The organism is Rhizobium sp. SJZ105, assembly GCF_007828365.1.
In the GTDB taxonomy this organism is placed as follows: domain Bacteria; phylum Pseudomonadota; class Alphaproteobacteria; order Rhizobiales; family Rhizobiaceae; genus Agrobacterium; species Agrobacterium tumefaciens.
This window is the reverse complement of the sequence record NZ_VIUP01000003.1, coordinates 251,351-264,077: the sequence shown is the minus strand read 5'-3', so window position 1 is coordinate 264,077 and position 12,727 is coordinate 251,351. Positions and strand designations below refer to the sequence as shown.

10 protein-coding genes are annotated in these 12,727 nt (G+C 59.4%); 7 read left to right on the top strand and 3 right to left on the bottom strand.

What is annotated here, in order from left to right; genetic code table 11:
- Window positions 1-285: 285 nt before the first annotated feature.
- Both map and FB593_RS13360 read right to left on the bottom strand, forming a co-directional pair.
- Window positions 286-1,038 (bottom strand): type I methionyl aminopeptidase, encoded by a 753-nt coding sequence (map, locus tag FB593_RS13365; protein WP_003513640.1) that lies wholly within the window; start codon window positions 1,036-1,038, stop codon window positions 286-288.
- A gap of 54 nt (window positions 1,039-1,092) precedes the next feature.
- Complete coding sequence (locus tag FB593_RS13360; protein ID WP_065662334.1) at window positions 1,093-2,154, bottom strand: LLM class flavin-dependent oxidoreductase; 1,062 nt, start codon at window positions 2,152-2,154, stop codon at window positions 1,093-1,095.
- Between the two features lie 232 nt (window positions 2,155-2,386).
- Here FB593_RS13360 and FB593_RS13355 point away from each other — a divergent pair, with 232 nt between their 5' ends.
- From FB593_RS13355 to FB593_RS13335, 5 genes are all read left to right on the top strand, one after another.
- Window positions 2,387-3,163 carry a 3-hydroxybutyrate dehydrogenase gene (locus tag FB593_RS13355; RefSeq protein WP_025594214.1) on the top strand — a complete coding sequence of 259 codons (777 nt, stop codon included), beginning with the start codon at window positions 2,387-2,389 and terminating at the stop codon, window positions 3,161-3,163.
- 124 nt (window positions 3,164-3,287) lie between these two features.
- Window positions 3,288-4,757, top strand: a complete 1,470-nt coding sequence (gene xdhA, locus FB593_RS13350; RefSeq protein ID WP_111796036.1) for a xanthine dehydrogenase small subunit — start codon at window positions 3,288-3,290, stop codon at window positions 4,755-4,757.
- 3 nt (window positions 4,758-4,760) lie between these two features.
- The gene (xdhB, locus tag FB593_RS13345; protein ID WP_162633721.1) at window positions 4,761-7,100 is read left to right on the top strand and encodes a xanthine dehydrogenase molybdopterin binding subunit; all 2,340 of its coding nucleotides are present in this window, start codon (window positions 4,761-4,763) and stop codon (window positions 7,098-7,100) included.
- A gap of 11 nt (window positions 7,101-7,111) precedes the next feature.
- Window positions 7,112-7,960, top strand: a complete 849-nt coding sequence (xdhC, locus tag FB593_RS13340; RefSeq protein ID WP_111796035.1) for a xanthine dehydrogenase accessory protein XdhC — start codon at window positions 7,112-7,114, stop codon at window positions 7,958-7,960.
- Between the two features lie 238 nt (window positions 7,961-8,198).
- Complete coding sequence (locus FB593_RS13335) at window positions 8,199-9,125, top strand: LysR substrate-binding domain-containing protein (RefSeq protein WP_003513655.1); 927 nt, start codon at window positions 8,199-8,201, stop codon at window positions 9,123-9,125.
- Here the strand turns inward: FB593_RS13335 and FB593_RS13330 are convergent.
- Entirely contained in the window at window positions 9,101-9,439 is a 339-nt protein-coding gene (locus tag FB593_RS13330) for a hypothetical protein (RefSeq protein ID WP_003513656.1), read from the bottom strand. The two genes, FB593_RS13335 and FB593_RS13330, sit on opposite strands and share 25 nt — an antisense overlap.
- A 556-nt stretch (window positions 9,440-9,995) precedes the next feature.
- Between FB593_RS13330 and puuD the strand changes: the two genes are divergently transcribed.
- Window positions 9,996-11,258, top strand: a complete 1,263-nt coding sequence (gene puuD / locus FB593_RS13325; protein ID WP_112290375.1) for a urate hydroxylase PuuD — start codon at window positions 9,996-9,998, stop codon at window positions 11,256-11,258.
- The gene (gene guaD / locus FB593_RS13320) at window positions 11,255-12,565 is read left to right on the top strand and encodes a guanine deaminase (protein ID WP_145166667.1); all 1,311 of its coding nucleotides are present in this window, start codon (window positions 11,255-11,257) and stop codon (window positions 12,563-12,565) included. Before puuD ends, guaD begins: the two co-directional genes overlap by 4 nt.
- Window positions 12,566-12,727: the final 162 nt, after the last annotated feature.

The following is a 12,727-nucleotide window of genomic DNA, read 5'->3' as shown; positions in this document are numbered from 1 at the left end:
AGTTATTTTGATCGGCAGCATAAGCCGTCTTTATCGGTACGAGATGCAAGATCCCGTCGCCTGCGCATCCTTATCCACCCTCATTCCTGTGCTTGTCACAGGAATCCAGCCGACGCGCGTCCGCGCGGCGAGAGAAGTCCTTTCAGCCCAAGGACTTGGGCTGGCTGGATCCCTGTGACAGGCACAGGGATGAGGGAGGAGAAAGGTCAACGAATGCGGCAAACGTCGTAATTGGCGCACTCAGCTACGAAACTTGGTGTCTTGTAAAGTGGCGGTCTTCACCCCTCACTCAACCAGCGTCAGCACCAGCGGGCCGTTCTTCGTAGCAACCACGGTATGTTCATACTGCACGGTCGGCGCGCTCGGATCGCTATAGAGCGTCCACGGATCGTCGTCGCCATCTTCGGCCCAATAGGCACCCGTCGACAGGAAGGGTTCAACGGTGAAGACCATGCCCTCCTGCATGATGCGCCGCTCACCCTTGTCCGGCCAGGTCGCCAGTTCCTTCGGCTCCTCATGCAGGGAGCGGCCAATGCCGTGGCTCGCCAGATTGGTGATCAGCGTGTAGCGGTTCTTTTTTGCAAAGGAGCCGATGGCATTGCCGATATCGGCAAAGGGCCGACCGGTTTTCACCTGCTGCAAGCCCGTCCACATGGCGCGCTTGCCATCGCGGCACAGCCGCTCGATCTCCTTTTTCACCGGCGGCACGGCGAAAGACGAACCCGTATCGCCGAAGAAACCGCTCTTCACCGCCGAAACATCGATATTGACGAGATCGCCCGCCTTGATGATGCGCGGGCCGGGAATGCCATGCGCAACCTCTTCGTTGACGCTGATGCAGGTCGCGCCGGGAAACTGGTAGCAGAACTCCGGCGCCGATTGCGCGTCGTTATCCTCCAGTACCTTTCGGCCGATCGCATCCAGTTCGGCCGTGGTGATACCGGGTTCCAGCGCATCCGCCATGGTCTGCATGGCCACGGCGCAGATGCGACCGATATCCTTTAGCAAAACCAGTTCTTCGTCGGTGGAGATGACCATGTTTCTGTCCGTCGTTCTAAATGGCGGGTCTGAAGACGCCCGCCTTGGTAATAATCAGGCCGTGGCTTTCACCGGATCGGCACTCCCCGTCAATTCTTTTCTGACAACAGGCGCGACTTTCGTACCATAAAGCTCGATGCCGCGCATGATCTGGTCATGCGGCATCAGGCCGATTGCCATCTGCAACAGGAAACGGTCGTTCTTGAAAACGCCGTGCGCCTTGATGATCTTTTCCGCCACCAGCTCAGGTTCGCCAAGGAAGAGGTTGCCCTCCGGCCCACGCGCCGCATCGAAATGCGCGCGGTTTGTCGGACCCCAGCCGCGCTCGCGGCCGATGCGGTTCATCACCTCTGCCTGCGGTCCGTAAAACTGGTCCGCCGCCTTGTCGGTGGTGTCGGCAATGAAGCCGTGCACGTTGATGCTGGTGCGCAGCCTGGTCTTTTCCTGCCCCGCCCGGCGTGCAGCTTCGTGATAGAGATCGAACAGCGGCGCGAAACGGCGATATTCGCCGCCGATGATGGCAAGCGCCACCGGCAGCCCCATGGCGCCGGCCCGCGCCACCGATTGCGGCGTGCCGCCAACCGCGATCCAGACCGGCAGGCGCTCCTGAAGGGGACGCGGATAGACCCCGCGCCCATTGATGGCGGGGTGTTTGGTGCCGGACCAGGTGACGATTTCGTTCTCGCGCAGCGCCAAGAGCAGATCGAGCTTTTCCGCAAACAGCACGTCATAGTCTTCGAGGTCGTAACCGAACAGCGGGTAGGATTCGATGAAGGAACCGCGCCCGGCCATGATTTCGGCACGGCCGTTCGACAGGAGATCGACGGTGGAGAATTGCTGGAAGACCCGGACCGGATCATCCGAACTCAGAACCGAGACAGCGCTCGTCAGGCGGATATTCTTCGTCTTCACCGCCGCCGCCGCAAGCACGGTGGAGGGTGAGGACGCGACATAGTCCGGGCGGTGATGTTCACCCAGCCCAAACACATCCAGTCCAACCTGATCGGCAAGCTCGATTTCCTCAAGCAGTTCGCGCAGCCGGCGCGCACCTTCCGGCCCACGGCCATCGACGGGGTTGGGATTGACATCCGCAAAAGTGTAAAGACCGAGTTCCATAGACGATACCTCTGTTTGATTGTTTGAGAGATAGGCACGGACGGCCCGCCAGACAAATGCAAAATCTGGCGTAAAATCTGGATGCTTAGCTTCGAAAAAGTGGATGGGCGCAGGCGCATTATGCCCCATGCCGGCCTCCCCCGAAATCGCGCCCGAAATCGCGATTGCCAGCCCGCCCCCTTTGGGCATAACCTGCTTAAATATGTGCGAAGTAATGCAAAAAGGGGAAAGCATGCATCGGACAGTTATCGTGACAGGCTCCACAAGTGGCATCGGCCTTGGCATCGCACAGAGATTTGCGAGGGAGGGCGCGAATATCGTGCTGAATGGCTTCGGCGACGAAGACGAAATTGAAAAACTCCGCCTCTTGCTGGAAGCCGAAAGTGGCGGGCGCGTGCTCTACCACCCGGCAGATATGACGAAACCGGACGAGATTGCCGATCTCATCAATTCCGCGCATGAAAAGCTTGGTTCGGTCGATGTGCTCGTCAACAATGCCGGCATTCAGCACATCGCTCCGATCGAGGAGTTTCCGACGGAAAAGTGGGATTGGATCATCGCCATCAATCTGACCAGTTCCTTCCATACGATGCGCGTTGCGATACCGCTGATGAAGAAGGCCGGCAAAGGCCGTATCATCAACATTGCCTCTGCCCACGGTCTCGTCGCCTCGCCGTTCAAATCGGCCTATGTGGCAGCCAAGCACGGCATCATGGGCCTGACGAAGACGGCGGCGCTCGAGCTTGCGCAGACGGGCGTCACCGTCAACGCCATCTGTCCCGGTTATGTGCTGACGCCGCTCGTCGAAAAGCAGATACCGGAAATGGCCAAGGTGCGCGGCATCAGCGAAGAGGCGGTGAAGAACGACGTGATGCTGGAATTGCAGGCGACAAAGCAATTCGTCACCATCGATGACGTGGCAGCAGCGGCGCTGTTTCTGGCAAGCGATGCCGCCAGCAACATTACCGGCACGCATATTTCCGTCGATGGCGGCTGGACAGCGCAATAATCGATGACATCTCTTTCCGTTTTGGAAACAATGAATTGCCAAAACGGAAATCGATATGCGCGCGCGGGCGTGCATAGATAGCAGATTGGGAACCGGCTCAACCGGACAAAAAGCAAGGCAGTGCATGAACGACGCGATCAGCTTCATCCTCAACAGCGAAACCATTTCGCTTAAGGGTTTCGGACCGACAGACACGCTTCTCGATTATCTCCGCCTTCAAAGACGGCTGACCGGGACGAAAGAAGGCTGTGCTGAAGGTGACTGCGGCGCCTGCACGGTGTTGGTCGGGCGGCTTGTTGATGGCTCGCTGCGTTATGAAAGCGTCAATGCCTGCATCCGCTTTTTGGGCTCGCTGCATGCAACCCATATCGTGACGGTAGAGCATCTGGCCGGCCGCGATGGCACGCTTCACCCCGTGCAGCAGGCAATGGTGGATTTCCACGGTTCCCAATGCGGTTTCTGCACGCCGGGCTTCATCATGTCGCTCTACGGCCTGTGGCTTGCCAGCGAAAACCCGTCCCGCGCCGATATTGAAAAGGCGCTCCAAGGCAATCTCTGTCGATGCACGGGTTACGAGCCGATTGTGCGGGCTGCCGAAAAGATTGCAGCCGCCCGCCCGAGTGCGCTGTTCGACCCGCTGCAACGCGACCGCACCGATATCATGGCAAGGCTCTGGGCGATCCGCGCCAATGAAACCATTACGGTTACCCGCGGCGAAGATCGGACCATCATCCCGGCAACGCTTGCTGAATTGACCGATATCTATGCCGCCGAGCCGAAGGCTACCATCATTGCCGGTTCCACCGATGTCGGCCTGTGGGTGACAAAGCAGATGCGGGCGCTTAACCCTGTCATCTTCATCAACAACCTCGGCGATCTGCAGGGTATTGCCGTGGATGAGAACGGCGTGACGCTCGGTGCCGGTGTCACCTACAGCCAGGCCTTCAAGACCATTGCAGAACATTTCCCGCCGCTTGCCCGGCTGTTCGATCGTCTTGGCGGCGAACAGGTGCGCAATATGGGAACCATCGGCGGCAACATCGCCAACGGTTCGCCCATCGGCGATACGCCCCCGGCCCTGATCGCGCTCGGCGCCACGCTCACCTTGCGCTCGTCTTCCGGCAGCCGCACCTTGCCGCTGGAAAGCTACTTCATCGATTATGGCAAGCAGGACCGGCTGAGCGGCGAATTCGTCGAAAAGCTTTTCATTCCGTTCCAGACGCCGGGAAGTCACTACGCCGTCTACAAGATTTCCAAGCGCCGGGACGAGGATATCTCCGCTCTCTGCGCCGCCTTCAATCTGACGCTCGATGCCGATGGCGCAGTCGAAAACATCCGCATCGCCTTCGGCGGCATGGCCGGCACGCCGAAACGCGCTGCACATCTCGAGGCAGCGCTTCTCGGCAAGCCCTGGTCTCAGGAAACGATCGATGCGGCGCGCGATGCGCTGGACGATGATTTCACCCCGCTGACCGACTGGCGCGCGACCGCCGAATATCGGCAACTCACAGCCAAGAATTTGCTGACACGGTTTTTCCTCGAGACATCAGGGGAAAAGCAGGAACTTGCCCGCTTCTCGCTGGAGGAGGCTTGAACCATGGACACGACAAGCTTCGATAAGACCAAGACCGAAATCGACGGCCCTGTACACGCCTCGCTCAGGCACGATTCTGCCCATAAACATGTGACGGGCAGCGCCGAATATATCGACGATATTCCCGAACCCGCCGGCCTCGTTCACGGCGCGCTTGGCCTTTCCGACCGGGCCCATGCCGAAATCGTCTCGATGGACCTTTCCGAAGTGGAAGCTACGCCGGGCGTGTTATGGGTGATGACAGGTAAAGACGTGCCCGGCGAAAACGACGTCTCCTCCGGCGGGCGTCATGACGAGCCGCTGCTCGCCGAAACGAAGGTTGAATTTCACGGCCAGCCGATCTTCGCGGTCTTCGCTGAAAGCCGCGATATTGCCCGCAAGGCCGCCCGCAAGGCGAAAATCGTCTACAAGGACCTGCCGCATTTCACCGATATCGACACGGCGATTGAAAATGGCGGTGCGCTCGTCATCGATCCGATGACGCTGAAGCGTGGCGATGCGAAGCTCGAAATGGACGTGGCACCCCGTCGCCTGACCGGTACGATGCGGATCGGCGGGCAGGAGCATTTTTATCTCGAAAGCCACATCGCCATGGCCGTGCCGGGCGAGGACGATGAGGTGACGCTGTGGAGCTCCACCCAGCATCCGAGCGAAATCCAACACATTGTCAGCCACATCCTTCAGGTGCCATCCAATGCCGTCACGGTGCAGGTGCGGCGCATGGGCGGCGGTTTCGGCGGCAAGGAAACCCAGGGAAACCAGTTCGCAGCCCTTTGCGCCATTGCCGCCAAGAAGCTGAACCGGGCCGTGAAAATCCGCCCCGACCGCGACGAAGACATGACCGCCACCGGCAAACGCCACGATTTCCGCGTCGATTACGAGCTAGGCTTCGATGAGGAAGGCCGCATCCACGCCGTCGACGCCACCTATGCGGCCCGCTGCGGCTTTTCCTCCGACCTGTCCGGCCCGGTAACCGACCGCGCGCTGTTTCACGCCGATTCCAGCTATTTCTATCCGCATGTGCATCTGACCTCCCGGCCGCTCAAAACCCATACCGTCTCCAACACCGCCTTTCGCGGTTTCGGCGGCCCGCAGGGCATGCTCGGGGCTGAGCGTTTCATCGAGGAAATCGCCTATGCCGTCGGCAAGGACCCGCTCGATGTCCGCAAGCTCAATTTCTACGGCGAGACCGGTTCGGGCCGCACCACAACCCCCTATCATCAGGAGGTCGAGGACAACATCATCGCCCGCGTCGTCGAGGAATTGGAAGCCTCCAGCGAATACCGCGCGCGCAGGCAGGCAATTGTCGAGTTCAACAAGACCAGCCCGATCATCCGCAAGGGCATTGCGCTCACCCCTGTCAAATTCGGCATCTCCTTCACCATGACCGCCTTCAATCAGGCGGGCGCGCTGGTGCATATCTATAATGACGGTTCGATCCACCTGAACCACGGCGGCACCGAAATGGGCCAGGGCCTCTACACCAAGGTGGCGCAGGTGGTAGCCGATGCCTTCCAGGTGGATATCGGCCGGGTGAAAATCACCGCCACGACCACGGGCAAGGTGCCCAATACGTCGGCCACGGCCGCCTCGTCCGGTACGGACCTCAATGGCATGGCGGCCTATGACGCTGCCCGCCAGATCCGTGAAAGGCTTATCAAATTCGCTGCCGAGAACTGGAACGTGCCGGAAGAAGAGGTTGTCTTCCTGCCAAACCGGGTGCGCATCGGGCTTGAGGAAATCGCCTTCAACGATTTTATCAAACGAGCCTATTTCGCCCGCGTCCAGCTTTCCGCCGCCGGTTTTTACAAGACGCCGAAAATCCATTGGGATCGCGCCGCCGGCCGCGGCACGCCATTTTATTATTTCGCCTATGGCGCGGCCTGTTCGGAAGTGTCGATCGATACACTGACCGGCGAATACATGATGGAGCGCACCGATATTCTCCACGATGTCGGCAAGTCGCTAAACCCGGCCATCGATATCGGGCAGGTGGAAGGCGCCTTCGTGCAGGGCATGGGCTGGCTGACGACGGAGGAATTATGGTGGGACGGCAAGGGGCGGCTGCGCACCCACGCTCCCTCCACCTACAAGATCCCGCTTGCCTCCGACCGGCCGAAGATTTTCAACGTTCAACTGGCGGAATGGTCGGAAAACGCCGAGCCCACCATCGGCCGCTCCAAGGCCGTGGGCGAACCGCCTTTCATGCTGGCGATCTCGATTCTCGAAGCACTCTCCATGGCCGTCGCGTCCATCGCCGACTACAAGGTCTGCCCACGCCTCGATGCGCCGGCAACGCCCGAGCGGGTGCTGATGGCGGTGGAACGGTTGAAGAAGGTGTGAGGGGAGACATAATGACGTCCCTCTCCCGCTTCCTCGCCAGCTCCGGACCTGCAATCCTCGTGGAAATCGAGGCCGTGAAAGGGTCATCGCCGCGCGAGGCGGGAACCTTCATGCTGGTAAGCCGGAAGGCGCTGTGGGAGACCATCGGCGGCGGGCAGTTCGAATATATGGCGATAGACCATGCCCGTGCCATGTTGAAGAACGGTACGATCGAAGACGGCATGGATATTCCGCTCGGCCCCGAAATCGGCCAGTGCTGCGGCGGCCGCACCCTGCTCCGCTTCCGGCTGGTAACGCCGGACATCGCGGCAGCACTCGAGGCAAGGCTTAAGGCTGAAACCGAGCAGCGGCAGGCCGTTTTCATTTTCGGGGCGGGCCATGTCGGCAAGGCGCTGACAGATGCTCTGTCGCTTCTGCCTTTGACACTGACCGTGGTGGAAACCCGTGAAAACGAGTTGCGCGATCTTTCAGCCGGTGTCGTATCCGTGCTGACCCCCATGCCGGAAGCGCTGATCGCGAAAATTCCCGCAAACGGCGCTGCGATCATCGTCACCCACGATCACGCACTCGATTTCCTGATTGCAAAGGAAGCGCTTGCCCGCGACGATCTCGCTTATGTCGGCATGATCGGCTCGAAAACCAAACGCGCCACCTTCGCCCATTGGCTGGAGCGGGAGGGAGAACCCGCTACCCGCCTTCAAAAACTCATCCTGCCGATCGGTGGAAGTAGCGTCAGGGACAAGCGCCCCGCCATTATAGCGGCCCTTGTGGTAGCCGAGTTGCTGCAAGCATTTTCCGCTGCCGAAACCCATCGCACCGAAAATCAGCGCGGCCATCCTCAAGACCAAGATCACGCCTGATCCCGTCGGGCAGGCTTTCATCTACCAGATTATCCGGTCGAAGGCTTTCAAGGGAAAACCGTTCCGCGGTCCGCAGACCCGCGCGCAGGCGGGACCACGCGCGCAAGAGTGCTGTGCGCATGTTCGTCTCCATTTAAAAAATGTCAGAAGCTCAGTTGATGAATTGAGCTAAAAATGCTCTGTTTTCCGGATAAAAACCAATGAAACCTTTGGCAGTTGGCATAAAGAGAACTTATCCATGAAAATGTCCCGCCAGTTCCCCCTGAACGCCCTGCGCGTGTTCGAAGCCGCCGCCCGGCATCTCAGCTTCACCAAGGCCGGTGAGGAACTGGGTATGACGCAGACGGCGGTCAGCTATCAGGTGAAACTGCTGGAAGAGAATGTTGGCGAGCCGCTCTTCATCAGAAAGGCGCGGCAGGTTGTGCTGACCGAGGCCGGGCAGAAACTGGCGCCGAAAGTTGCGGAAGCCTTCAACACTTTACGGGAGGCCGTCGACAATGTCCGTGACACCTCTGACACCACCCTGACCATTCACTCCACCGCGACTTTCGCATCGCGCTGGCTTTCGCGGCATCTGGGAGCTTTCCAGCTTGAACATCCCTCGATCGCCGTGCGGCTCGACACATCAAGCGCATTGATCGATTTTACGCAGTCCGATTGCGATGTCGCCATCCGCTGGAGCAGCGACGATGGCAAAGGACTGATCTATCATCAGTTGCTGCGGGGCGTTTATACGCCGATGCTGCATCCGAACCTCGCCGAAAGCATCGGCGGATTGAAAAAGCCGGAGGATCTTCTGCGCCTGCGCATCATCGATCCGGGTGACATCTGGTGGAGCCAATGGTTCCGGGAAGTCGGCATCGAAAATCCGGGCCTCGACCGTTATCCGCGCAGCCGCCTCAGCGTGCAGGCTTTCGAAGCCGCAGCGGCAATTGCCAGCCAGGGGGTAGCCATGCTCACCCCTGAACTTTATGCGGACGAGATTGCCCTCGGCCGCCTTTATCAGCCCTTCGAGCACCTCAGCAACGAGGGTAAGAACTACTGGCTCGTCTACCCTGAAAACCGCAGGAACATTCGCAAGATAAGGCTGTTTCGCGACTGGATACTGAAGCGGATCGACGAAAACCGGCCGCAAACATCTCAATACCCCATATCAGGCGCATAAAAGCAGCGCGGCGTGTCCTCGTCCGGGAACAGACAGAGATGATATTCTCCATCCTCGGATCGTCTTGCCTCACGCTGCGACCAGCTGAAGACATGGCGCCGCGTCACCAGACGATGATCGCCGGGCGCAAGCGAGACCTCGTAACCATCCTGCGTGACACGAACACTTCGCGTAGGGATCATCTGGCAATCGCCGGTTTCGGCGTCGCCATTGCAGCAGTAGCTTTCATATTTGAACCCCTTGTGGGATTCATGCGCAAGCGCCGTGGCGTTGAATGCCATCAGCAGGAAAAGAACTGTCAGAACAAGGCGCATCGGCACGGTCTCCGTTGAAAACAACGGCGGCTGCCGGAAGGTCATTGCGTCACTTCATTCAAAATCCAAGCATCAACGCATACCCGGACGCAACGGCACCGGGAACTGCAACACCTGCCCCTGATCTGCCCCCCGCCCCCAGGGTTTGCAGCACCCGCTTTCGGAATGAACCGCCAGCGAAAACATGTCATTGAAGCCCTGCGCCTCTGACCGAAAACCGGAAAGAACATGCGCAACATAAATGTGTCAGAGTGCCCTTCGAAGCGTCCTTTCGGACGCAGGTCGCTCCAAGGCCCCGCAGCCCAATAGTTTTGCACATCAGCAGACTGCTCAACGGATAATAGCTGAGTCGCGTTAGCCAGCTAAGCACAAACTCAGCAGCAGGACGGCTCCTTGACGATTGGGCGGGCCGGAAGCGGGACGTCGCCGCGCCTGCGCCAAAGTTGTGGACACGAGCGTACGGGATTGTGAACAATCATCGTGCGGTGTTTGCTTTTCCCTTTCCTAACGGTCAAATTTCTCGCAAGGTGCGCTGCACAAGGATCAGGGGAACCGAATGTACGAATATGCCATTGCGTGGGAATGGATGGCCTTTGCCGTCCGCTGGCTCCACGTCATCACCGCCATCGCCTGGATCGGCTCGTCCTTCTATTTCATCGCGCTCGATCTTGGGCTGGTCAAACGGCCGCATTTGCCGCCGGGGGCCTATGGCGAGGAGTGGCAGGTGCATGGCGGCGGCTTTTACCACATCCAGAAATATCTGGTCGCCCCGGCCCAGATGCCCGAACACCTGACATGGTTCAAATGGGAAAGCTACGTCACCTGGCTGTCCGGCTTCGCCATGCTGTGCATCGTTTATTACGGCGGCGCCGACCTTTTCCTCATCGACCATTCGGTGCTGGCGCTCACCCAGTTCCAGGCCATCTGTCTGTCGCTGGCATCGCTTGCTGTCGGCTGGCTGTTTTACGATTTCCTCTGCAAGTCGCCGCTTGGCAACAACACCTGGGGCCTGATGGTGGTGCTTTACGTCGCGCTGGTGGCGATGGCGTGGGGCTATACGCAGGTCTTCACCGGCCGCGCCGCCTTCCTGCATCTCGGCGCTTTTACCGCCACCATCATGTCGGCGAATGTGTTCTTCATCATCATTCCCAATCAGAAGATCGTCGTTGCCGACCTGATCGCCGGGCGCACGCCGGACCCGAAATATGGCCGCATCGCCAAACAGCGCTCATTGCACAACAACTACCTGACGCTGCCCGTCATCTTCTTCATGCTGTCGAACCACTATCCGCTGGCCTTTGCGACCGAGTTCAACTGGATCATCGCAGCACTCGTCTTCCTGATGGGCGTCACCATCCGCCACTGGTTCAACACCACCCATGCCCGCAAGGGCAAGCCGACATGGACCTGGCTGCTGACCGCGCTCATCTTCATCGTCATCATGTGGCTTTCCAGCGTGCCGAAGGTGCTGACCGGCGAAGAAGAACAGAAGGCGGCAACGCTTTCGCCGATGCAGCAGCAATTCGTCAGCGACGCCCATTTCGCGAGCGCCCGCGATGTCGTTCAGGGTCGCTGTTCCATGTGCCACGCCGCCGAGCCGGTGTGGGAAGGCGTGCCCTTCACGCCGAAATCTGTGAAGCTCGAAACCGACGCGCAGATCGCCGCACACGCCCGCGAAATCTATTTGCAAGCCGGCCGCAGCCATGCCATGCCTCCCGGCAACATCACCGCCATCACCCCGCAGGAGCGCAAAGTGCTGACCGCATGGTATGAAAGCGCCGTTTCCGCGGGCAAAGACGCCAAGGAAAAAACCGAATGAGCATGGTTCTGCTGCGTGGCCGCCTGTTAAGCTTCCGCCGCGCGCCGCTCGCAATCGACGATACGCAAAGCTATCTCTACATCGAGGATGGCGGCCTGCTTATCGAAAACGGCAAGATCGCCGCCATTGGCGACTATGCCGATATTCGCAAGCAGGCACCTGATGACATTGAGGAGAAGGACCACCGCCCTCATCTCATCGTGCCGGGCTTGATCGACATGCACCTGCATTTCCCGCAGATGCAGGTCATCGGCTCCTATGCCGCCAACCTTCTGGAATGGCTGAATACCTATACTTTCCCGGAAGAATGCCGTTTCGTCGAAAGCGCGCATGCCCAGCGCATCGCCACACATTTTTACGATGAGCTTCTGCGCCACGGCACCACCACGGCTGTCGCCTATTGCTCCGTGCACAAGACCTCAGCCGATGCGTTTTTCACTGAGGCCCTGAAGCGCGGCATGCTGATGGTGGGCGGCAAGGTGATGATGGACCGCAACGCCCCGCAGGGCCTGCTGGACACGCCGGAAACCTCCTATGACGAGACCCGGGCCGTCATCGCCGACTGGCACGGCAAGGGCCGCAACCACGTCGCCATCACGCCCCGCTTCGCCATCACCTCTACGCCGAAACAGATGGAAGCAGCCCAGGCGCTGGCGCAGGAATTTCCCGATCTCTTCATCCAGACGCATCTTTCCGAAAATCTGGACGAGATCAAATATACCTGCGAGCTTTACCCGGAAGCGACCGATTACACCGACATCTATGTGCGTTACGGCCTGATGGGCAACAAGACCCTGCTCGGCCACGCCATCCACCTCTCGGAACGTGAGGCGGACGTGCTGTCGGAAACCGGTGCAGTCGCCGTGCATTGCCCCACATCGAACCTCTTCATCGGCTCCGGCCTCTTCCCGATGAAAAAGCTGCAACGGCGCGAAAAGCCGGTGCGCATCGCAGTCGCGACCGATATCGGCGGCGGATCGAGCTATTCCATGCTGCGCACCATGGATGAGGGCTACAAGATCCAGCAATTGCTGGGCGAACGACTGAACCCGCTGGAAAGCTGGTATCTGATGACGCGCGGCAACGCCGAAGCGCTTTCCATGGTCGACCGCATCGGCACGCTGGACGTCGGCACGGATGCCGACATCACGGTTCTCAACGCCTCTTCCACGCCCGCCATGGCGCTGAAGATGGAAGTGGTGAAAAGCCTGACCGAAGAACTGTTCCTGATGCTGACCATGGGCGACGACCGCACAGTCGTCGAGACCTACGTCGCCGGCAAGGCGATGAAAAGCGCGCTTGCATAGTTCGGTTTAGGCCGAAACATCAGGTCGTGGCCTCATCTATATCAGTACATATTGAAACGAGCGGGCGTCGCCTGTTTTTCTCTCCCCGCCGGGGAGAAGAAACAGGCCGCACTCGCCCGTTTCATATGATTGCCTGACAGCCCAAGTCAGCCGAAATGCGAA

Bases quoted from the DNA above. Each gene is read 5' to 3' on its own strand.
- map (WP_003513640.1), bottom strand. From the start codon at position 1,038: ATGGTCATCTCCACCGACGAAGAACTGGTTTTGCTAAAGGATATCGGT.
- FB593_RS13360 (WP_065662334.1), bottom strand. From the start codon at position 2,154: ATGGAACTCGGTCTTTACACTTTTGCGGATGTCAATCCCAACCCCGTC.
- FB593_RS13355 (WP_025594214.1), top strand. From the start codon at position 2,387: ATGCATCGGACAGTTATCGTGACAGGCTCCACAAGTGGCATCGGCCTT.
- xdhA (WP_111796036.1), top strand. From the start codon at position 3,288: ATGAACGACGCGATCAGCTTCATCCTCAACAGCGAAACCATTTCGCTT.
- xdhB (WP_162633721.1), top strand. From the start codon at position 4,761: ATGGACACGACAAGCTTCGATAAGACCAAGACCGAAATCGACGGCCCT.
- xdhC (WP_111796035.1), top strand. From the start codon at position 7,112: ATGACGTCCCTCTCCCGCTTCCTCGCCAGCTCCGGACCTGCAATCCTC.
- FB593_RS13335 (WP_003513655.1), top strand. From the start codon at position 8,199: ATGAAAATGTCCCGCCAGTTCCCCCTGAACGCCCTGCGCGTGTTCGAA.
- FB593_RS13330 (WP_003513656.1), bottom strand. From the start codon at position 9,439: ATGCGCCTTGTTCTGACAGTTCTTTTCCTGCTGATGGCATTCAACGCC.
- puuD (WP_112290375.1), top strand. From the start codon at position 9,996: ATGTACGAATATGCCATTGCGTGGGAATGGATGGCCTTTGCCGTCCGC.
- guaD (WP_145166667.1), top strand. From the start codon at position 11,255: ATGAGCATGGTTCTGCTGCGTGGCCGCCTGTTAAGCTTCCGCCGCGCG.